This window comes from Streptomyces sp. NPDC006332 (assembly GCF_040612855.1).
Taxonomy (GTDB): Bacteria; Actinomycetota; Actinomycetes; order Streptomycetales; family Streptomycetaceae; genus Streptomyces.
In genome coordinates, this window is record NZ_JBEXRA010000012.1 from 1 (window position 1) to 20,461 (window position 20,461).

Here is a 20,461-nt window from a genome sequence, read left to right on the forward strand (position 1 = left end):
GAGGCCCTGCCTTCATGCGCGTACCGCCGAAAGATCACCCGACCAGGAACTCTGTTCGATCCACACGCTCCAAGATCGGTTGAGATACGGCTTCTAAGGCCGACGATGCTCCCGTTGTGTGTCGTCTGCGGGAGCATCGTGGCTTGTCGCGCAGTTCCCCGCGCCCCTATAAGGGGCGAGTTCTACTTGACGTCGACGTAGTCGCCCGTGGCGCTGACCGCCGGGGTGGTCGAGGTGCCCGCGAAGCTGAAGCGCCAGTAGCCGTCGTAGGCGGCGGTGGCGGTGGCCTTCACGTTGCCGGTCGAGTCCGAGGTCACCGTCTTGATCGTGGTGTACGTGGTGGTGCCGGCCTTGCGGAACTGGAGCTTGACGGGCTGGCCGGTGTAGCCGTGGTACTGGCCGTCATCCCAGTTGGCGCGGGACAGCTTGCCGGTGGAGGTGATGGTCTTGCCCTTGTAGACCGGCTCGGGACCGGCGTTCACGGTGAGCTTGGAGTAGCGCTGCACCAGGGTGGTGGCGAGGCCGCCCTGGTCCTTGTAGCCGACCTTGCTGTAGTCGATGCTGCTGGAGGACGGGTCCTGGCCGTTGAAGGCGGTCGCCTCCGCGGCGGCGTGCCAGGTACCGGCGTCCGTGCTGGCGAGGTCGCCCTCGGCGGGGTCGATGTCGACGGAGCCGGTGCAGGTGGCCGTGGTCGACGAGGTAGCCGTGCAGGTGGAGAAGTCGTGGTCGTAGATCTCGTTGGTCGAGTCGTCGTACGAACCGCGGTAGATGAAGGCGTCGGTGAAGAAGTCGTCCGCCGTGATGTCGACGTCCGAGCCGTGGGTCAGCGTGTAGGTGACCTTGGCGGAGACTTCGTTGGTGGTCCCGACCTTGATCGCCGAGGCGATCTTGAAGTTCGAGAAGCTGACGTCCAGCGTGTACGGCGTGCCGGAGTCGACCGCCTGTGCCGCCGGAGCGGCGAGGGCGGTGAGGGCCAGGGCGCCGGTCAGGGCGGAGACGGCGGCCAGCTTGGCTCTTGTGCGCATTGCGTTCCCCTGGGGGAGAAGTGATCGAGGAGTCTGTTGACTCACGCGATGAGATCCACGAGGGGCGGCGCGGGTTGTAGCCGCGCGATGTGATTTGGCCGTTGCATGGGCAACGTTTGGGTTCCCCATGACGAAAGCGGAACGCCGGCCTCAGAAGGTCATGGGGCCGGCGTCCTGTCGCTGTCGTCGCTGGTTACGACGTCACATCGACGTAGTCGCCCGCGGCGTTGACCGCCGGGGTCGTCGAGGTGCCCGCGAAGGCGTAACGGAAGTAACCGTCGACCGACGCCTTCACGGTCGTGCTCAGGTTGCCCGTGGAGTTCGTCTTGATGGTCTTGACGGTGCTGTAGGTGTTCTCGCCCGCCTTGCGGAACTGCAGCTTGACCGGCTGGCCGGTGTAGCCGTGGTACTTGCCGTCATCCCAGTTGGCCCGGGACAGCTTGCCCGTGACGGTGATGGTCTTGCCCTTCTTCACCGGCTCGGGCGAGGCGTTGACCGTCTGCTGGGAGGTCCGCTGGACGAGGATCTTGCCCAGGCCGCCCTGCATCTTGTCGAGGCGGGTGCTGTAGTTCATGGCCAGCCCGCCGCCCGACCAGGTGCCGGCGTCGGCGTTGGTCAGCCAGTCCTCGTCGCGGTCGATCTCGATCGTGCCCTTGCAGTCGGCGGTGGTCGCCGAGGTCGCGGTGCAGGTGGCCGGGTACTCGCCGAACAGCATGTTGGTGGCGTTCTCGATCGACGAACCCTTGTACATCGTGGGGCCGTTGGCGAAGTCGTCCGCGTTGATGTCGACGTCGGCGCCGTGGGTCAGCGTGTAGGTGGCCGTGACGGAGACACTGCCGGTCGTCCCGACCTTGACCGCCTTGGCGATCTTGAAGTTCGAGAAGCTGACATCGAGGGCGGGCGGAGCGGGGGCGCGAAGCGCGGTTCTGCCCGAGCCGGATTCAGTGGACGAGGTGAGGTGCGACAACGCCCGTTCGGCGTGCGCACGGTAGGTAGAGGCGGAAGAACCGTCGTCGGCCTGCGCGGCCGGGACGGCGAACGCGGACAGAGCGAGGGCGCCGGAGACGGCTGCCACGGTGGCGCGTATACGCATGCTGATCCCCCACGTGGAAAAGGGCCCCGGGGTGGTCGTCCCCATGAGCCTGTTGAGTCACGTAGTCAGATGCGCGACGGATGAAAAAGGTTCACCGCCGCGCCCACAGCCGCGAACGAGAAGGGCGCCGGCGGAAACCCCGCCGGCGCCCTCTCCTACGTCACGTCAGGTGTCGCAGATCGCCTATCGCACGTCGACGAAGTCACCCGTGGCGTTGACCGCCGGGGTCGTCGAGGTGCCAGCGAAGGCGTAACGGAAGTAACCGTCGACCGACGCCTTCACGGTGGTGCTCAGGTTGCCCGTGGAGTTCGTCTTGATGGTCTTGACGGTGCTGTAGGTGTTGGAGTTCTTCTTACGGAACTGCAGCTTCACCGGCTGGCCGGTGTAGCCGTGGTACTTGCCGTCCTCCCAGTTGGCCCGGGACAGCTTGCCCACGACGGTGATGGTCTTGCCCTTCTTCACCGGCTCGGGCGAGGCGTTGACCGTGAGCTTCGACAGCCTCTGGACCTTGTGGGTCTTGTAGAAGTCGTTCGAGTAGACCTCGCCGTCCTTGGACAGGGCGGCAGCGGTGACGTGCCAGGTACCGGCCAGCAGGTTGGCGTACAGATCGCCGATCCCGTCATCGCTGTGCAGTCCGGGCCTCACCGTGATGGTGAGCTTGCACTTCGACGTCGTGGCGCTGGTCGCCGTGCAGGAGGCGGTCTCCTCGTTCGGCGGGAGCCAGCCGTTGAGGTCGTCCTGGACGTCCGTGCCGTGCCAGAGGTCGATGTAGGCGTCCTCGATGCCGCTGGGGTGGCTGGCGGTCAAGGACACGTTGATGGTCTTGGCGACGGTGGTGCCGAGAACGATGTTCTTGCCGGCGTTCACCGTCACGTTGGAGACGGTGGGCGCGGCGGAGGCCACTCCGAACGCCGACCTGGCGGACGAGGTGCCGAAACGCTCCGCGACGCTCGGCCGGTCCAGGCTCGGCGCACCCTGCCCGGCGGCCTGCGCGGCCGGGACGACGAGGGCGGAGAGGGCCAGGGCGCCGGTGACGGCGGCCACGGTGGCACGTATACGCATGCGTTCCCCGATGGTTGGAGACGGATGAGAAGGACTGAGGGAGTGCTTAGTTCACGTCGACGTAGTCACCCGCGGCGTTGACCGCCGGGGTCGTCGAGGTGCCCGCGAAGCTGTAGCGGAAGTAGCCGTCGACCGACGCCTTCACGGTGGTGCTCAGGTTGCCCGTGGAGTTCGTCTTGATGGTCTTGACGGTGGTGTACGTGTTGGAGCCCGCCTTGCGGAACTGCAGCTTCACCGGCTGCGCGGTGTAACCGGAGTACTTGTTGGCGTCCCAGTTGGCCCGGGTCAGCTTGCCCGTGACGGTGATGGTCTTGCCCTTCTTCACCGGCTCGGGGGAGGCGTTGACCGTCAGCTTCGACAGGCGCTGCAGCTTGAAGGTCTTGGCGTTGTCCTTCTGGACGAAGTCGCCGTCCTTGCCGGAGGCGATGACCCAGACCTTCCAGGTGCCGGCGACCGCGTTGATGGCGTTGTAGCCCGGCTTGAGGTCGTAGGTCGCCTTGCAGGTCGAGGTGGTGGCGTTGACCTTGGTGCACTTGGCGTACGCGTCGCTGGAGTTGGCGGTGGCGGCGCTGTCGGCGTTGTCGAAGTCCGAGCCGTGCCAGAGCAGGGCCATGGCGTTCTTGACACCCGAGTCGTCCTTGACGGTGAACGAGACCGTGACGGTCTTCGTCGCCGTCGAGCCGACCACGACGGCCTTGCCCGCGTTCACCGAGATGCCCGAGACAGTCGTGTCGCCGTACGCGTCGTCGGCCTGAGCGGCCGGGACGGCGATCGCGGAGAGCGCGAGGGCGCCGGTGACGACGCCGAGGGTGGCACGCATGCGCATGTGTCTTCCCCGTGGAGAAAGGGGGCCCCGACGACCGTCGTTCCACACGGCTCGTGGTTTCGGACGGGGCCCAAGTGATCGTGGAGCCTGTTGGCTCACGGGATCAGATACGCGACACGAGGGAATGGTTGTACGAACGGTGAGAGTTTTGTGTGCGAGGTTTCAAGGCCGACCGCACGCGCCCGGTTGCTGTGCCGCCCCACCTGGTCCCCTCCGGCGAAGCGGCCGTCTGGCTCATTCGGCCAGGCTCAGCCGAACCAGCGGCCCCGAGCCAACTCCTCTGTCCGTGACGGGCCTTCCAGCAACGCCGCCACCTCGAACCGCCGGGGCCATTGACCCGCCGCCCAGGCGAGACCGACGGCCACGCCCTCCAGGGTCGCCGCGTGCAGGGTGCCGTCCGTCGTCAGGCGCCAGTCCAAGTCGACCCCGACCACGACGAGTTCCTCGTGCTCGGTGCCCTTGGAGTCGACCCCGCCCGTGACGGACTCGCTCAGGCGTCGCACCTGGAACAGCTCCGCCAACTCGGCGGCCCGTGCCGGGCGCACGGGAAGCAGGGGGACGCCGTCCGTGAAGGGCAGCAGGTCGGGTGAGTCGACGATCACGGCGTCGGCGGCGTCCACGACCTCGACCCGTCCGTCGATCACGGCCCGCAACTCGTCCGGGAGGGTCACCTGTTCGGGGTCGAGGTCGGCCAGGGCGCTGTAGAGGGCGTGCAGTTGCGGGAGTTGCCGCCGTCCTTGCCTGCCGGATCGTGCTTGTCATAGCCGAGATGGTCGGTGATCTCGCCCTTCAGGGCGGACTCCAGAAACCGCTTGGTCAACTGCTGCAGCAGCCCGCCTTGGCCGGTCAGCCGCAGGCCCTCGGCCTGGGCCCGGCTCTCCAGCTCGTCACCTCTCAACGACCCAGCGGTAGGTGCCCAGTCCGGTGCCGTGCAGGGTTCCGCGTCGGGCGATCGCGGGGACGATGCCGCGGGCGCGAACCTGATCGCGGTAGACGTCGTGGTCGTAGCCACGGTCGGCGAACAGCGAGTCCGGCTTGCGGCGGGGCCGGCCGGGACCAGTGCAGCCGTGAGGCCGCGTTCAGCTCGGCCAGCAGGACCTCGTGCAGCCGCTGCCAGACACCGGCCTCGTTCCAGTCCCGCAGCCGCCGCCAGCACGTCATGCCCGAGCCGAAACCGAGTCCCTGCGGCAGGTACTCCCGCTGGATCCCGGTGTGCAGCACATACAAGTTCCCGCACAGCACTTCCCGGTCCGGCAACGGCTTGCGGCCTGGGTACCGGAACCTGCGCTCACGCTGCGGCAGCAGCGGTTCAAGGCGGTTCCACAGTTCATCAGACACGATCCACGGCGGCATTCCCACACCAGACGGAACGCTCAACTCCTGCCCTGGACAAGGTCGTCAGCGCCGATCCACCTCTTTGTGTCAGCCGTTGTTAAGGACGGGTTCTAACGTTCGTCTCAGGTTCGCTCGGTAGGAAGTAGGCATCCAGATACCGCACCACACAAACACCTGAGGAGAGACTGACATGAAGCCCATGGGACGCCGCGGTTTTCTGACCGCCGCCACGGCACTTGGCATTGGTGCCGGCTTGTCCACGCATGCCATTGTCTCGGCAGCGGACGAGAACGAGACTTCGGGCAAGACTCCGGACAAGACTTCGGACATTTCGCTGCGGGACCAGGACCTGCCCTTCATCGGCACGGAAGAGACCTTTTCCACCCATGAGTTGATGGTGCTGAACGACAGGTTATTCCTCGAGGATACTGGTCTTGCCGAGCTCGGCCCGCGCCGCATCGGTGCAATGGATGAGGCGGGGATCAACGTTCAAATCCTCTCCGCACATACGCCAGGTGTGCAGAATGTCAAAGGTCAGAAGGGTATCGATTTTGCGTATCGTCTCAACAAGACGCTCGTCGATGGACCGATGGCCACCTATCCGGGGCGGTTCAAAGCATTTGCAACCTTGCCTCTGCAGAATCCGGAGGCCTCGGCAGACGAACTGGAACGCACAGTTCGAGAAGATGGCTTCCTGGGATGCTTGACCAATGGAATCATCGGGAAGAAATTCCTCGACCATCCCGACTTTGAGCCCCTGCTGGCGCGCGCCGAAGCCCTTGACGTGCCGATATACATCCATCCGGGCCTGCCGCCTGACGAGGTTTTCGAAATCTACTACAGCAACATGAGGCCGGAATATCAGAAGGAGTTCCAGGACCAGGTTCTCAGCATCTCTGCATATGGATGGCACCAGGAAGTCGTCACTCAGTGCCTCCGAATGATCACCTCAGGAGTATTCGACAGACATCCCAAACTCCAGATTATCATCGGCCACATGGGAGAGGGCCTTCCGTTCTTCTACAAACGCATCGTGGAGAAGATGAGCGAAGTGACCGAGAAAAGTCTGGACAAGCCGTTCGAGCAGTATTTCCATGACAATTTCTGGTTCACCACCAGCGCATTCCCCCAGACTGAACTGCTCGATCTCCTGCTGAAATACATAAGCGTGGATCGAGTGATGTTCGCAACCGACTACCCGTTTGCAAATATGAAAACTCAAACCGACTGGTTCCGGGGAGTCGATCTGCCGCGCGAAGCCAAGGAAAAAATTGCGTTCCGAAATGCGGAAAAAATTTTCGGAATGAAAGTGCCCGTGAATTGACGCGCCAGCGTCGGCAGAAGTGAAAAATGCTTTGGCTGCAACAACGGCTAACACAATGAGTCGAGTTGTCGGTGAGAGATAAGGCAGCAGGCGAGTTTGACGCAAAACTCCGCTCGATCACCCGGCATACAGGATCCCGCACAGCACCTCCCGGTCCGGCAAGGCCTTGCGGCCCGTATCTGGAGTAGTCGCCCGCAGTCGTAGGCGACAGGTAGCGCCCCGTCACTGCACGGCGTCGGGGCGCTACCCGGCGGAAGTCATTCTCGGAGAGGCCGTTGCACCGTGATTTTGAATGCAGTGATCCATGGCCGCTATCACTATGCAGAAAGCTGGCCGGAAAAGGCCAGGTTAGTCAATGAAATCATGGAGAATATGCGTTCAGAGCGCCGTGACGCGGCCAGGGCCAGCCGATGGTCCCCGCCGGCGAGGCATTGGGAGCCCGTGGGGCCCCGTAAGACGTCGAGCCGTCTTCCACATCTTCGGGCTCAGCAGCGGCCCGCCACAGCGACCGTCACCCACGCCAGGGCCGAATTTCTAGTCGGCCCGGGTGATCCGCAGGGTGACACCGTTGCTGCGGGCGTCGGATGGGGAACGATCTTTCGACACCGACCGGGCAGGAAGGGATGACCACCGTGGCCGCAGCATCGTTCCCGGTGACAGCTGATGAGCCCGAGCGGCTGCGTGTCCTTGAGCGGTACGGCATCCTGGCGGCGTCGGCTCCACCGGACCTGGCGTCACTCGTCGAACTCGCCGCCTATACCTGCCAGGTCCCCCACGCGGTGATCAACATCATCTCCGCCGAGCACGCCAACTTGGTCGCCTCCCTCGGTTTCGAACCGACGCAGTGCGCCCGAAGCGACTCCATGTGCGCGGTCACCATCGTGGAGCCGGAGCCGGTGTTCGTCCCGGACGCCAGAGTGGACCCTCGTTTCGCGGACAACCCCTACGTCAGCGGCGCCCTCGGCGACATCCGCTTCTACGCCGCCTCCCAGCTTCGGGCCCCCGAGGGACCAGTCCTGGGCACCCTCTGTGTCTTCGACACCCAGGTCCGTCGCCTGACCGTCTCGCAACGGGACGCGCTGGACAAGCTGGCCGCAATGGTCGTCGACGTCCTCGACCTGCACCGTCACCAGAGGCTGCTGCATCAAGCTCTGGAAGCCGCCGACGAAGCACGCGCGGAACTCGAACGCTCCAACTCCGCCCTGCAGCAGTTCGCCGGACAGGTCAGCCACGACCTGAGGAACCCGCTGACCGGCATCCTCGGTCACGCCGACAACCTCATCGACATCCCGGCGATCGCCGGCGACCCCGACGCCTCGTTCTGCGCCCAACGGGTCATCAGGTCCGCGAACCGCATGCGCACCATGATCGAGGACGTGCTCGCCCTGGCCAGCGCGGGCGGACAACTCCACCTCGAAACCGTCGACCTGAACGCCCTCGCCCACGCCGTCATCGAGGACCTCGACAGCCCCATCCGCACCCACAGCGCGTGCGTGACAGTCGAGAGACTGCCCACCCTGAGCGCCGACCCGACCCAACTGCGCGTGCTGTTGCAGAACCTCGTCAGCAACGCCCTCAAATTCCGCAGACCCGAACGACCATGCCAGATCGTCCTCGCCGCCGAACCTCACCCGCGCGGTTGGGACATCGCCGTCATCGACAACGGCCGCGGCATCCCGCCGCAGGACCGGCAGCGTGTGATGGACATGTTCACCCGCCTGGACAAAGACGTCGAAGGCTCCGGCATCGGGCTGGCCACCTGCCATCGGATCGCCACAGCCCACGGCGGCAGCCTCCGCCTCGAAGAGACACCCGGCGGCGGCACCACCGCCGTGCTCACCCTGCCCAGCGAGACCGCATCGAACCGACTTCGCCCGACGCGGCCGTCCCACTGAATCGGCCAAGCTCAGTCGAACCAGCGATCCCGCGCCAACTCCCCCGTCCGTGACGGGTCCTCCAGCAGTGCCGCCACCTCGAACCGCCGGGGCCACTGGCCCGCCGCCCAGGCGAGACCGGCGGCCACGCCCTCCAGGGTCGCCGCGTGCAGGGTGCCGTCCGTCGTCAGACGCCAGTCCAAGTCGACCCCGGCCACGACGAGTTCCTCGTGTTCGACGTACGTCGAGGGGGTGCGGGCGCCCAGCAGGACCCGTACCGGCTCCGGGACCTCGTGCTCAGTTCCCTTGGAGTCGACCTCACCCGTGACGGACTCGCTCAGCCGCCGTACCTGGAACAGCTCCGCCAACTCGGCGGCCCGCGCCGGGCGCACGGGCAGGAGCGGGACGCCGTCCGTGAAGGGCAGCAGGTCGGGTGAGTCGACGACCACGGCCTCGGCGGCGTCCACGACCTCGACCCGTCCGTCGATCACGGCCCGCAACTCGTCCGGGAGGGTCACCTGTTCGGGGTCCAGGTCGGCCAGGGCGCTGTAGAGGGCGTGCAGTTGGGCGCCGGTGACCTCCCGGCCCGGGTCGGCGAGGCGGTGCAGCAGTTCGGCGGCGCCGCCGGGCTCCTCAAGGAGGGCGGCGACCGACGTACGCACGCCCAGCGCCCGCAGTACCTGTTCGTCGTCAAAGCCGGTCGCGTCGGCTTCGTCGTAGAGCCCGCGCAGGAGGGCGTCACCCCCGGCGGCCAGCAGACCGGCGGGACGGCGGCCGTCGAGGACGGGGTTCCCGCGCAACCACCAGGCCGTGTACGGCCGTACGACCTCGTGGGTGCCGTCGGGAAGCAGGATCCGCACGGGCTGGACGAGGGCGTCACGCAGCGGGGGCTGCGACAGCAGAGCCAGCGCCTGGGGCCATTTGTCCTCGTCCACCAGATCCAGGTCCCGTACGGCGACCAGCTCCGTGGCGACCGGCGGTACGGGTGTGTCCGGGAACCGGTCGAGGATGTCCTCGCACCACACGTCCACGGCGTCCAGCAGACCGGGGTCGTCGGGTTCGGCGAAGTCCCCATCGCGGGGCTCCAGTTCGTCGGGATCCAGGACGACGTCGGTGGCGCGGACGAGGGCGAAGGTGGCGAGCACCCCGCACGCGGCCAAGGGCTGCTCCCCCCACTTGTCGGCCAACTCCGCTTCCACGGTGGCGAGTTCGTCCTCGCGCATGACCTGGTGGAAGGGGCTGCCGGGCAGTACGAGCTCGCCCGCGGGCGCGAGTTCGCCGTCCTCGTCCGGCAGCGCGAGGGCGCCGAGCCAGGGTTCGTCGCCGGGCTCCAGGCCCGCGTCCCGTACGAGCGCGAGGACCGTGTCGGCCAGTTCCTCGGCGTCGGGCGCGTCCTGCTCCCAGTCCAGCCCGCCGTCGTCGTCGAGGGAGGCGGCGACGGCCGCCCGGACCTGCGGGGTGGTGAGCACCGCGCGCGGGGTCGCGGGCAGCGCGCCGAGCTTCTCCAGGAGGGGGTGGGCGGCGTCCGGGTGGGCCACCTTGAGGCCGAGGCGGGCCAGGATCTCCGGGTCGACGGGGGCGCCGTCGGAGGTGGGCAGCAGGACCTGCCGGGGCCCGATGGTGGTCCGCCGGTCGGCGAGCGGCACGGGCAGCCCGGACAGCCGGTCCGGGTCCACGCCCGCCAGGCTGTCGTAGAGCCGCCGCCACCACTCCGGGGCCTTCTCCAGCCCGGCCAGCCGGTCCACGGCGTCCGTCAGCGGGACTCGGGCGACACCCAACGTCCGCAGTTCGACGCGTCGTTCGAGTCCGGCGGGGAGGATGGTGGGAAGCACCTCGGCGAGGACTCGCACGGTCTCGGCGCCCGCGCCCTCCACCACCTCGGCGTCGCGGGGCCGGAGCGCCTCGGGCAGGGCGTCGTCCTCGGACTGTTCCGAAGGCTCCGCGGCGGGCGGCAGGAAGGCCGTACGGGGAAGCCGCTCCAGGATCGCCTGCCGCAGCGCGCCGTCCAACTCGCCCTTGCCCAGCGGGCCGGGCACCAGGTCGATGACGCCGGCGGTCACCGGCCGCCAGCCGGCGAGGAGTCCGGCGTACGCGTCCGCCGCGCGCTGCACCAGGAAGTCGGTCAGCGGGCCGGGGGCCGCGTGCCGACGGGTGGTGTCCAGCGGGAAGGACGCGATGAGCAGGGCGGGCACCCCGAGGGGCTCGTCGCTGGGGGTGGGGGCGTGCACGACGGGGCTGGTGCGGGGGCAGCCCGGGGCGCCGTCCTCGTCGACGGGCACGGCCCAGGTGACCGACCAGTGCGGCCGCAGTCGCTCCTCCACGGGGCGGTCGGCGAGCAGGTCGGGGGTGAGCGGGCCGTGCGCGGCGGCCGTGTGCCACCGGGTCGTACCGTCCCGCGAGTCCGCTACGACGGTGAAGGCGCCGTCGGTGTGGCGGCTGAGGGTGCGTGGGGCGTGGTCGCCGCTCTCGATCACGACCTCCGCCAGCCCGGGCAGGGCCAGCAGCAGGGCGTCGTCCACGCTGTTCAGCAGGCGTTCGGCGAGGTCGGCTGCGGCCGGGTCGCGCAGCGGCAGGATGACGGCGGTGTCGTACGGGTCGGGGGCGGTGCCCTCTGCGGGGAACGGGAGCCGCAGCAGGGGCACGTGTCCGTCCCGCCGTCGGACCTCGTCCCCCAGCCCAGGGCTGTGCCGGGCGACGTCGGCGGCCAGCTCCCGGGCCTCGGCGAGGGACCAGCGCACACCGCCGTGCCGGCCCACCACCGCGGGCTCGTCGGTGACGGACAGAACGGCGGCGAAGCCGACGCCGAAGCGGCCGATGGTGTTCTCGTCGGTGCCGCGTTTGGCGGAGGCCCGGAGCGTGGCCAGCGACTCGACACCGGCCGCGTCCAGGGCGGCGCCGGTGTTCGCGGCGACCAGGACACCCTCGCGGAGGGTGAGCCGGAGCCGTCCCGGGACACCTGCCCGGGCCGCGGCGTCGGCGGCGTTCTGAGCGAGCTCCACGACGAGCCGGTCCCGGTAGCCACCGAGGGCGAGATCCTCCTCGGCGTTGGCGTCCTCACGGAACCGGGCGGGGCTGGTGGCCCAGGCGTCGAGTACTCCGCGCCGAAGACGGGCCGTCCCGAACGGATCGGCACCCTCGGCTGCGGGCCGCACGAACTTGCTCACGGTCACACTCTCCTCATCGGCGTGATGATGAAGGTACCGCCCATCGACCGAGGAGCAGGAAGCGGACCGTCCGGTGTCAGCCCCTGGCGGCGTACGCCACGAAGCCCGACCATGCCTGTGGCGCGAGCGCGAGCCGGGGGCCGTCGGTGTGCTTGGAGTCGCGGACGTGGATGGTGTGGGGGGTGGCGGCGATCTCGACGCAGGAGTCACCTTCGCTGCTGCTGCTGTGGCTGCTCTTGGACCAGTCCAGGGCCACCTCTACGCAGGAGTCGCCCTCGCTGCCGCTGCTGTAGCTGCTCTTGAACCACGCCAGGTCGGAGGCGCCCCCGGCCGAGGTATTGCCAATCATGTTTCCCCCAGCAGATGCTCGATGAAGGCCGTTGACTCACGTGGCGTGAGCGCCTGAGCCCGGATGATGCCATAGCGCAGTTCCAGGATACGGAGCTGCCTGGGATCAGAGACCGGACGGCCGTTGGCCACCACTGGCGAGCGCCCTACCGCCGAACCGTCGGCGAACTTCAGCACTTCGATGGAGCCGTCCACTCCAGCGTGCTCCTCGCGGTCCATCGGCATCACCTGAAGTTCCACGTTCCGCAACCGCGCCGCCTCCAGCAGGTGCTCCAGCTGTCGGCGCACCACCGCCCTCCCGCCCAGGGGGCGACGAAGCGTCCACTCCTCCAGAACGAAACTGATCTCCGGCGCCGGGTCCCGTTCGAAGACGGCCTTGCGGGCCACCCGCGCGGCGATGAAACGCTCCACCTCTTCCCCGGCGTACGCGGGGCGCCGCATCAGAAGCAGTGCGCGTGCGTACTCCGGCGTCTGCAACAGTCCGTGGATGTTCAGCGGGTCGTAGAGCTGAAGCTCGACCGCCTTGGCCTCTGACTGAGCGAGATCCCGCACCTTCTTCGGATACCGAACCCGCGCCACGTCCTCCTTCATCGCCGCGAGCAGCCCACCCGCGCTCAACACCTCGTCCGCCCTGTCCAGATACTCGGGGCGGGGAATCCGCTTGCCGCCCTCGATCTTGTAGACCATGTCCTCGCCGTACCCGACCGCCTCCCCGAAGTCGGCGGCCCGCATCCCCACGGCCTCCCTGCGCAGCCGCAACTGCCGTCCCACCGTGGCCACGACCGCCACACCCCAGTCGTCGTCCGGATCCACCTCCCACCCCGGCTCGTCCGCCTCGCTCCTGAGCCGTCCCGCCTCGGCGTCCACCGACATCCCGCACCCCTCCGTCGTACGACCATGCAGCGACGCCCTACCCGTACGCGCTGTCCCGACAGCCCGGACGCGACCGGACAAGCTCCGGACAGTCACCCTACGTACTCGCGTCGTCACTGTTCACGGTAGGCATGCTTCGCCACGCTGAGTGACGTGAATCAAGAAACCGCCGCCCCAGGGGCCCGATTCGTCACCCCCATCCGCAACTTCAGCTTGCTGCTGTCACCCACACCACGCGGTGCTCGCCTCGCCCGTCTCCTCGCCACCGAGCAACTCCGCGCCTGGGAACTCCCCTTGGATCCGGCGGTGCACATCGTGGCCGAGCTGGCGGCCAACGCGGCGACCCACGGCCGCGTCCCGGGACGCGACTTCAGGCTCACGCTCCACGTCGTCGCCGACATCCTCCGAATCGAGGTCAGCGACACGTACGGCGACCGCCTCCCGCACGTCCAACGCCACGCGCCCGACGCGGAGTCGGGCCGGGGGCTCGTGCTCGTCGACGCCCTTGCCGACCGCTGGGGCGTCACCCCCGGGCCGCGCCCACGCAAGACGGTCTGGGCCGAAATCGCCCTCCCCCACCGTGCTACAGGAATCCATGCTCCGGTGCGAGGGGCGCCCTTTTGAAAGGACCACGACGGTGAAAGAAACGGACCAAACCCCACCCCTCCCGCCGGCTGCCGTGCCGACTCACTCGCGCGAGTGAACATCGCCAACTCAGCTGGATTTGGGACGGGTTGTCGGCCTTACGCTCAGCGCGGCACCACCCAGACAACCGCACCGCAGACATGCGACGGCCCCCGGCCGGGACTAGCGATCCCGATCGAGGGCCTGACCACCGAGGAAGTTAGGCCCTTCCTGATGGACACCCAAGACCTTAGCGCGCCCTCGCACGCCCAGTCCCGTATCTCGGGCAAGAACCACCACTCCGGTGTGGTTCACGACAACACCCGCCACACCACCCGCTTCACGGTGATCGGCAACCACCTCGCCCAGCACCGGGAGCTGTCGGGCCTCGCCATCGGACTGGCCGTGTACATCCAGTCCCTGCCCACCGGCGCCCGCGCCGACATCAAGACCCTCACCGACCGCTTCCCCGAGGGTGCGACCCGGATCGCCGCCGCCCTGCGCGAACTGGAAACCCACGGCTATCTACGCCGCGAACGCCGCCGCATCCCCGGTGGCCGCATCGTCACCCGCACGGTCTCCTGCAACCAGCCCGGAGGGCGTGCACGCCACGCGGACGAGCCGGACCGCCCAGCCCCCGCACTTCCCGCACCCCCTGCACGCCCGGCGGCGGCCAAGAAGCGCACACCTCGCAAGCCCCTCCCCGCCGTACCCCGCCCGGCCTACCCCGCCCCCACCCTCCTCCAGACAGCCACCGACCTCCTCGCCGGCCTCCAACGCGACGACCCCCGCCTCCTCCTCGCCGCCTGCGACACCGCCCATCTGGCCCCCGGCGTCGCCGCCTGGCTGGAGCGTGACGTCACCCCCACCGCCGTACGCCACGCCTTGACCACGGACCTGCCACCCGAGGGCCTGCGCCGCCCGGCCGCCCTCCTGGCCCACCGTCTCAGCGCCCAGCTGCCGCCCCCACCGCCGTTCCGCGCCCCCACGTCCCCGCCTGCCGTCCGGCATCCCCTCCAGACCTGCGAGGGCTGCGACCGCGCCTTCCGCTCCCCCGAACCCGGCCGCTGCCGTGACTGCCGGCTTCTCTCCCCCTCACACCTCTGACCGCTCTCCCAGAACAAGGAACCGCATGGTCAACTCGCCACACGAGGCGATGCACCGCATCTTCCAGGAGTACCCGGGGCTGTTCACCGGGGTTTCCCGGGCCCTCGGACTCACCTTCGCCCCGCCCACCGCGGTCACGGTCCTGCCGACCGACCTCACCGAGACCCGACCTGTTGAACGCCGCGTGGATACGCTGCTGCGTTTCGACTCCGACGGCACGGACTCGTTCCTGCTGGCCATCGAGTCCCAGGGAAAGAAAGATCCCGACAAGCCGGCCAGCTGGGCCTACTACCTCTCGTACCTGCACACCAAGTACAAGCTCCCGCCCCTGTTGCTGGTCGTGTGCCAGGACCGGCCCACGGCCGAGTGGGCCGCCCGTCCCGTGCCCATCGGGCCCGCCCAGTGGCCCGCGCTCGTCCTCCGTCCGCTCGTGGCGGGCCCGCACAACCTGCCCGTCATCACGGATCCGGACGAGGCCCGTTCCGACCTGGCGCTGACCGCGCTGTCCGCCATCGCTCACGCGAAAGAACCGGTCGTCGGTGGGATACTCAAAGCGCTGTCCGCCGCTCTGAGTGACGCACCCGACGCCGTAACCGACCCCATCGTCGAATTCATTGCACAAGGCATCGGCAACAACCGCCGAGCCGCAGAACTCTGGAGGAATCTGGTGGCCGTGGACCTCTCCTTCTACAAGTCGTGGCTGTCCGAGGAAATCCGGGACGAAGGCCGCGCTCAAGGCATCGCCCAGGGCATCGCCCAAAGCCGCGCCGAGGACATCCTGCGGATCCTGGACCGCCGTGGCCTGGAGGTCTCAGACGCCGACCGCGAGCGCATCACGTCCTGCGACGATCTGGACACCCTGGGACGCTGGTTCGACCGAGCCATCACCGCACCGTCCACGGACGAGATCTTCGACGAGATCTCCACACACGAGCAGCCGTGAGCGAGAAGCCGGGGCGACACCACCGCCCCGGTGCATCCGGTATACGGAACCCGCAGCACCCTACGAGTGCCCCAACTCCGCCGCATCCTCGTCGTAGACCCCCGGTACGGAACCCGAGTCCGCCGCCGGGCGCAGCGGGAACGGGTCCACCGTCGTCTCGTCGATCACCGGCGGGGCGGGCCGCGGCGGGGTCGGCATGACCGCTGCCTCCGAGTGTCCGCCGCAGCCGTAGGCCAGGGACACCAGGCGGCCGTCGGCCGGGGAGAACTCGTTGGCGCAGACTCCGAAGGCCTGGCCCAGGGACCCTCCGACCGGGACGAGGAACCCGCAGCTGACGCAGGACGCGGGCGCCGCCTGCGCCATCGGCGTCTGGGCGCCGTGCGCCTCCTCCCAGCGGTCGGCGGCGATGTGCAGGCCGTACCGGGACAGGACCCGGGCCCGCCGCATGCCGAGTTCCTCGGCGACCGCGGCGATGGAACCGCGGGCGGGGACGGCGGGAAGACCGGCGGGGGCGGCGCCGGTGACCTCCGCGTCCTCCGCCTCCGCCAGCTCGGCCAGCTCCTCCGTGACGGGCGCGTTGGGCAGCGGCTCGTCGTCGCCGGAGTAGCCGGGCTCCAGGCGCAGGTCCTCAGCGTCCGTCGGGAGCAGGTCGCCGGGGCCCATGTCGCCCGGCCGCAGACGCTCGCTCCACGGCACCCACTCCGGCGCCAGCAGGGCGTCCGGCCCCGGGAGCAGGACCACCTCGTCCAGGGTGACGATCTTCGCGCGGGAGGCGCGGGCGACCGTGACGGCCCAGCGCCAGCCCCGGTAGCCGAGTTCCTTGCACTCGAAGAAGTGCGTGACCACCCGGTCACCCTCGGACACCAGGCCCGAGTGCTCGCCGACCACGCCTGGCGCGGCGGCCTCCTCGGCGGCGGTGCGGGCGAGGTCGACGGCCTCGGCGCACAGGCGGTCGGGGGTGCGGCTTCGCGTGGTCGCTGCGCTCACAGGTATCGCTTCTCTCCTACGCCGTCTCTCGGGTGCGTCTGCCTGTCGGCGACGGGGCGGACGGAGCGGACCCGGGGACCGCGTCAACGTCCACGCCCGCTCACGCTCGGGCGCACCTGTACCACCCATTCTGCGGGATGGCTGAGATACGCACGCTACCTGTTCGTCGCCGGTTGGCCTACACCGACGGGACTGTTCACCGTCAGAAGTGCGCGTCCATACGCGCGGTAACTGCACTACGCGAGGCTTTCTCGGGGCACTATGACGGGGTGGCAGCCGCGAAGTCGCCCCAAGGTGCCACCGGGGTCGGTGGGTCCAAAGGGATCAGGGGAAGCAGTCGAGGCAGCGGATCGGGCCGCGCGGGCGGCACTCTCCGCTCGATCGGCCATGCCCTGCACCTCCCGGTGACCGGACCCGCCCGCGGCATCCGCAAGGCGACCCACGCGCACGGGGCCGGCGAGTCCGGGCTCGGCAAACTCATCGAACTTCACGGTGTGAACGGCGCCGGGGACGTGATGATCACGGTCGCGCTCGCCTCCACCGTGTTCTTCTCCGTCCCCACCGACGAGGCGCGGGGCCGGGTCGCGCTGTACCTCGCGATCACCATGGCGCCCTTCACGATCCTCGCCCCGGTGATCGGCCCGCTCCTCGACCGGCTCCCGCACGGCCGCCGCGCGGCGATGGCGGGCGCGATGCTCGCCCGGGCGCTGCTCGCGCTGGTCCTGTCCGGCGCGGTGGTCACCGGCAGCATCGAGCTGTATCCGGCGGCGCTCGGCGTGCTGGTCGCGTCGAAGGGGTACGGCGTGGTGCGAAGTGCCGTGGTGCCCAGGCTGCTGCCACCCAAGTTCTCCCTGGTGAAGGCGAACTCCCGGGTCACGCTGGGCGGGCTCCTGGCGACCGGGATCGCCGCGCCGATCGGGGCGGGACTCCAGGCGATCGGGCCCCGCTGGCCGCTCTACGGCGCCTTCGTGATCTTCGTCGCGGGGACGTTCCTGTCCTTCTCCCTGCCGCCGAAGGTGGACTCGGCCAAGGGCGAGGACCGGGCGCTGCTCGCCGCCGACGAGGAGCATCTGCACGGACCGCACCTGAAGCCGGTGAAGCGGCCCGGGCTGCGCACGGTCGGTATCGCGGTCACCCACGCCCTCGGCGCCAACGCCGCCCTGCGCTGTCTCTCCGGCTTCCTGATCTTCTTCCTGGCGTTCCTGCTGCGGGAGCATCCGCTGACCGGTGAGAGCGCCGCGGTGTCGCTGGGCATCGTGGGGGTCGCGGCGGGGACGGGCAACGCGATCGGTACGGCGGTCGGGGCGTGGCTGCGGTCGAGGGCGCCGGAGATCATCATCCTGACGGTGGTGGCGTTCGTGCTCGGCGTGGCGATCACGGCGGCGATCTTCTTCGGGGCGTTCCTGGTGGCGTGCCTGGCCGCGGTCGCCGGGTTCGCGCAGGCGCTGGCCAAGCTGTCACTGGACGCGCTCATCCAGCGGGACGTGCCCGAGCAGGTGCGTACGTCGGCGTTCGCGCGCTCCGAGACGCTGCTTCAGGTGTCCTGGGTGTTCGGCGGCGCGGTCGGGATCGTGATGCCTCTCAACGGCACGCTGGGGCTCTTCGTGGGCGCCGGTTTCGTCGCCGTCGGCTGGCTGAGCACGGTCCGTGGCCTGCTGAGCTCGGCCCGCCACGGAGGACCGGCGAGGCCGAGGGTGGCGTAGGGCCCTTCTGACCGGCCTGACCCACGGCACGGTCGTACCCCCGCATGCGGGAGTGTGTCGTACCCCCGCGTACGGGAGTGTGGGGACCTGCCCGATAGCCTTCGCCCATGACCACGATGCAATCCGCTGTGCGACGCCGCCGCGCCGTCGCCGCCGCCGGCGCCGTATCCGCCGGACTGCTCGTCCTGTCGGCCTGTGACAAGCCGACGCCGCGCACCACCGTCACGGTCGGCGGGAACTCGGTGAGCGCCGAGGCCAAGTGCTACGACGACGGCAAGAACCTCGGGCGCCAAGAGGCCACCAAGTGCGCGCTGAAGAAGTCGTCGGACTCGATCGAGGTGCCGCAGAGCGAGACCCTGCGCATCGGCGTCGACCCGGAGATCGCGGACACCGGCTGGGCCCTGTGGATCAACGGCCAGCAGGTCACCAGCGTGTACAAGAAGACGTACTACGCCTTCGAGGGCGTCGACCTGTTCGCCGACCAGCAGGGGCAGACCGCGCCGAAGACGCTGTACATCAGCGTCGTCCAGCAGAACAAGGCCGCCGACAGCACCGACTTCAAGGGTGTGTGGAACTTCAAGCTGGAGAACGCGGACGCCTGACCGGCGCCCGCACCACGTCATGCGTGTCCTCGTAGCCACCGCCGTCCCGGTCGAACGGGACGCGGTGGCACACGCGTTCTCGGGGACCGCCCGGGAGGTGCGGCTGCCCGGGGCGGTCGCGCACCGGCTGCCCGGCGGGTACGACCTCCTCGCCGCCGGTGTCGGTCCTGCCCTCGCCGCCGCCCGCACAGCGGCCGCGCTCACCGCGGCCGCCCTTGAGGGCGCCCCCTACGACCTGGTCGTCTCCGCCGGGATCGCCGGTGGTTTCGCGCCGGACGCGCCCGTCGGCTCGCTCGTCGTCGCCGACGAGATCACCGCGGCCGACCTGGGCGCCGAGACGGCCGACGGGTTCGTGCCGGTGACCGAGCTGGGCTTCGGCACCGTCACCCACCGTCCACCGGAATCACTCGTACGGGAGGCCGCGTCGGCGACCGGGGCGCGCGCCGGCACCGTCCTGACCGTTTCGACGGTGACTGGGACCGCCGCCGGGGCGGCCGCGCTGCGGGACCGCCATCCCCGTGCCCTGGCCGAGGCCATGGAGGGCTTCGGGGTCGCCGAGGCCGCCGCCGCACACGGGGTGCCGGTGCTGGAGCTGCGCGCGGTGTCCAACCCGGTCGGTCCGCGCGACCGGGCCGCGTGGCGTATCGGCGACGCGCTGACGGCCCTCACGGCGGGCTTCGGGAAGCTCGCGCCCGTACTGGAGAGTTGGAACCCACATGAGCCCCCTCACTGAGCCCCTGAAGATCGCCTACTCCCCCTGCCCCAACGACACCTTCGTCTTCGACGCGCTCGCCCACGGCCGGGTGCCGGGTGCGCCCGCGTTCGACGTGACCTTCGCGGACATCGACATCACCAACGGCATGGCCGAGCGCGGCGAGTTCGACGTGCTGAAGGTGTCGTACGCGGTGCTGCCGTACGTCCTCGACGAGTACGCCCTGCTGCCCTGCGGGGGCGCGCTGGGCCGGGGCTGCGGCCCGCTGGTGCTGACCCGGGAGGCGGGCGTCGACCTGACCGGCCGGACGGTCGCGGTGCCCAGCGAGAGGTCGACGGCGTATCTGCTGTTCCGGCTGTGGGCCGCCGACACCATCCGTGGCGGGGTCGGCGAGATCGTGGTCATGCCGTTCCACGAGATCATGCCCGCCGTGCGGGACGGGAAGGTCGACGCGGGACTCGTCATCCACGAGGCGCGCTTCACGTACCAGAACTACGGGCTGCACAAGCTCGCGGACATGGGCGCGCACTGGGAGGAGACGACTGGGCTGCCGATCCCGCTGGGCGCGATCATCGCGAAGCGGTCACTGGGGGCGGAGCAGCTGACGCTGTTGGCCGATTCCATTCGTACGTCGGTCCGCGCGGCCTGGGACGATCCCGAGGCCTCCCGCCCGTATGTGATGGAGCACGCGCAGGAAATGGATCCGGCCGTCGCCGACCAGCACATCGGGCTGTACGTCAACGAGTTCACGGCCGACCTCGGTGAGGACGGCTATGCGGCGATCCGGGGGTTGCTCACCCGCGCGGCGGCCGAGGGGCTGGTACCGCCCCTCGGCCCGAACGCGCTCGCTTTTCCGTAA

17 protein-coding genes and 3 pseudogenes are annotated in these 20,461 nt (G+C 69.1%); 9 read left to right on the top strand and 11 right to left on the bottom strand.

Going from position 1 to position 20,461, the window contains the following annotated elements; translation table 11 throughout:
- Positions 1–182 precede the first annotated feature (182 nt).
- The 7 genes and pseudogenes from ABZ027_RS13380 to ABZ027_RS13410 form a co-directional block, all read right to left on the bottom strand.
- A complete protein-coding gene (locus ABZ027_RS13380; RefSeq protein ID WP_356767560.1) occupies positions 183–1,025 on the bottom strand; it encodes a hypothetical protein in 843 nt (280 codons plus the stop codon).
- 193 nt (positions 1,026–1,218) lie between these two features.
- A complete protein-coding gene (locus ABZ027_RS13385; protein WP_356767562.1) occupies positions 1,219–2,118 on the bottom strand; it encodes a hypothetical protein in 900 nt (299 codons plus the stop codon).
- Between the two features lie 183 nt (positions 2,119–2,301).
- A complete protein-coding gene (locus ABZ027_RS13390) occupies positions 2,302–3,180 on the bottom strand; it encodes a calcium-binding protein (protein ID WP_356767564.1) in 879 nt (292 codons plus the stop codon).
- A gap of 46 nt (positions 3,181–3,226) precedes the next feature.
- Complete coding sequence (locus ABZ027_RS13395; RefSeq protein WP_356767566.1) at positions 3,227–4,006, bottom strand: DUF5707 domain-containing protein; 780 nt, start codon at positions 4,004–4,006, stop codon at positions 3,227–3,229.
- Between the two features lie 248 nt (positions 4,007–4,254).
- A pseudogene (locus ABZ027_RS13400) lies at positions 4,255–4,725 on the bottom strand (molecular chaperone Hsp90); the annotation flags it as partial.
- A pseudogene (locus tag ABZ027_RS13405) lies at positions 4,722–4,865 on the bottom strand (IS256 family transposase); the annotation flags it as partial. The pseudogenes ABZ027_RS13405 and ABZ027_RS13400, both read right to left, overlap by 4 nt.
- Before the next feature lie 31 nt (positions 4,866–4,896).
- Positions 4,897–5,359, bottom strand: a pseudogene (locus tag ABZ027_RS13410) (transposase); the annotation flags it as partial.
- Positions 5,360–5,531: 172 nt separating this feature from the next.
- On the opposite strand from ABZ027_RS13410, the gene ABZ027_RS13415 reads away from it, so the two are divergent.
- Both ABZ027_RS13415 and ABZ027_RS13420 read left to right on the top strand, forming a co-directional pair.
- Positions 5,532–6,665, top strand: a complete 1,134-nt coding sequence (locus tag ABZ027_RS13415) for an amidohydrolase family protein (RefSeq protein WP_356767568.1) — start codon at positions 5,532–5,534, stop codon at positions 6,663–6,665.
- 632 nt (positions 6,666–7,297) lie between these two features.
- Positions 7,298–8,560, top strand: coding sequence for a GAF domain-containing sensor histidine kinase (locus ABZ027_RS13420; protein ID WP_356767570.1), 1,263 nt, complete (start codon positions 7,298–7,300; stop codon positions 8,558–8,560).
- 11 nt (positions 8,561–8,571) lie between these two features.
- On the opposite strand, the gene ABZ027_RS13425 is transcribed toward ABZ027_RS13420, so the two are convergent.
- The 3 genes from ABZ027_RS13425 to ABZ027_RS13435 form a co-directional block, all read right to left on the bottom strand.
- Entirely contained in the window at positions 8,572–11,703 is a 3,132-nt protein-coding gene (locus ABZ027_RS13425) for a molecular chaperone Hsp90 (RefSeq protein WP_356767572.1), read from the bottom strand.
- Between the two features lie 76 nt (positions 11,704–11,779).
- Positions 11,780–12,052, bottom strand: coding sequence for a DUF397 domain-containing protein (locus tag ABZ027_RS13430; RefSeq protein WP_356767574.1), 273 nt, complete (start codon positions 12,050–12,052; stop codon positions 11,780–11,782).
- Positions 12,049–12,924 (bottom strand): helix-turn-helix transcriptional regulator, encoded by an 876-nt coding sequence (locus ABZ027_RS13435; protein WP_356767576.1) that lies wholly within the window; start codon positions 12,922–12,924, stop codon positions 12,049–12,051. Before ABZ027_RS13435 ends, ABZ027_RS13430 begins: the two co-directional genes overlap by 4 nt.
- Before the next feature lie 153 nt (positions 12,925–13,077).
- Between ABZ027_RS13435 and ABZ027_RS13440 the strand changes: the two genes are divergently transcribed.
- The 3 genes from ABZ027_RS13440 (at position 13,078) to ABZ027_RS13450 (ending at position 15,598) form a co-directional block, all read left to right on the top strand.
- Positions 13,078–13,548, top strand: coding sequence for an ATP-binding protein (locus ABZ027_RS13440; protein WP_356767578.1), 471 nt, complete (start codon positions 13,078–13,080; stop codon positions 13,546–13,548).
- Between the two features lie 234 nt (positions 13,549–13,782).
- Entirely contained in the window at positions 13,783–14,655 is an 873-nt protein-coding gene (locus ABZ027_RS13445) for a helix-turn-helix domain-containing protein (RefSeq protein WP_356767580.1), read from the top strand.
- A gap of 25 nt (positions 14,656–14,680) precedes the next feature.
- On the top strand, positions 14,681–15,598 hold the full coding sequence (locus ABZ027_RS13450; protein WP_356767581.1) for a hypothetical protein: 918 nt from the start codon (positions 14,681–14,683) through the stop codon (positions 15,596–15,598).
- 60 nt (positions 15,599–15,658) lie between these two features.
- Here ABZ027_RS13450 and ABZ027_RS13455 read toward each other — a convergent pair whose 3' ends face one another.
- Positions 15,659–16,585, bottom strand: coding sequence for a DUF3027 domain-containing protein (locus ABZ027_RS13455; RefSeq protein ID WP_356767583.1), 927 nt, complete (start codon positions 16,583–16,585; stop codon positions 15,659–15,661).
- 269 nt (positions 16,586–16,854) lie between these two features.
- Here ABZ027_RS13455 and ABZ027_RS13460 point away from each other — a divergent pair, with 269 nt between their 5' ends.
- From ABZ027_RS13460 to ABZ027_RS13475, 4 genes are all read left to right on the top strand, one after another.
- Positions 16,855–18,288: an MFS transporter gene (locus ABZ027_RS13460; RefSeq protein WP_356767585.1), complete on the top strand. Its 1,434-nt coding sequence runs from the start codon at positions 16,855–16,857 to the stop codon at positions 18,286–18,288.
- A 107-nt stretch (positions 18,289–18,395) separates the two neighbouring features.
- A complete protein-coding gene (locus ABZ027_RS13465) occupies positions 18,396–18,890 on the top strand; it encodes a hypothetical protein (protein WP_356767587.1) in 495 nt (164 codons plus the stop codon).
- A 19-nt stretch (positions 18,891–18,909) separates the two neighbouring features.
- Positions 18,910–19,623, top strand: a complete 714-nt coding sequence (locus ABZ027_RS13470) for a futalosine hydrolase (protein WP_356767589.1) — start codon at positions 18,910–18,912, stop codon at positions 19,621–19,623.
- Positions 19,607–20,461, top strand: coding sequence for a 1,4-dihydroxy-6-naphthoate synthase (locus ABZ027_RS13475; protein ID WP_356767591.1), 855 nt, complete (start codon positions 19,607–19,609; stop codon positions 20,459–20,461). The genes ABZ027_RS13470 and ABZ027_RS13475 overlap by 17 nt, the downstream gene beginning before the upstream one ends.

Coding starts and splice junctions, on each gene's coding strand:
- ABZ027_RS13470 (WP_356767589.1), top strand. CDS start 18,910: ATGCGTGTCCTCGTAGCCACCGCCGTCCCGGTCGAACGGGACGCGGTG.
- ABZ027_RS13415 (WP_356767568.1), top strand. CDS start 5,532: ATGAAGCCCATGGGACGCCGCGGTTTTCTGACCGCCGCCACGGCACTT.
- ABZ027_RS13465 (WP_356767587.1), top strand. CDS start 18,396: ATGACCACGATGCAATCCGCTGTGCGACGCCGCCGCGCCGTCGCCGCC.
- ABZ027_RS13430 (WP_356767574.1), bottom strand. CDS start 12,052: ATGATTGGCAATACCTCGGCCGGGGGCGCCTCCGACCTGGCGTGGTTC.
- ABZ027_RS13445 (WP_356767580.1), top strand. CDS start 13,783: ATGGACACCCAAGACCTTAGCGCGCCCTCGCACGCCCAGTCCCGTATC.
- ABZ027_RS13380 (WP_356767560.1), bottom strand. CDS start 1,025: ATGCGCACAAGAGCCAAGCTGGCCGCCGTCTCCGCCCTGACCGGCGCC.
- ABZ027_RS13395 (WP_356767566.1), bottom strand. CDS start 4,006: ATGCGCATGCGTGCCACCCTCGGCGTCGTCACCGGCGCCCTCGCGCTC.
- ABZ027_RS13475 (WP_356767591.1), top strand. CDS start 19,607: ATGAGCCCCCTCACTGAGCCCCTGAAGATCGCCTACTCCCCCTGCCCC.
- ABZ027_RS13385 (WP_356767562.1), bottom strand. CDS start 2,118: ATGCGTATACGCGCCACCGTGGCAGCCGTCTCCGGCGCCCTCGCTCTG.
- ABZ027_RS13450 (WP_356767581.1), top strand. CDS start 14,681: ATGGTCAACTCGCCACACGAGGCGATGCACCGCATCTTCCAGGAGTAC.
- ABZ027_RS13435 (WP_356767576.1), bottom strand. CDS start 12,924: ATGTCGGTGGACGCCGAGGCGGGACGGCTCAGGAGCGAGGCGGACGAG.
- ABZ027_RS13390 (WP_356767564.1), bottom strand. CDS start 3,180: ATGCGTATACGTGCCACCGTGGCCGCCGTCACCGGCGCCCTGGCCCTC.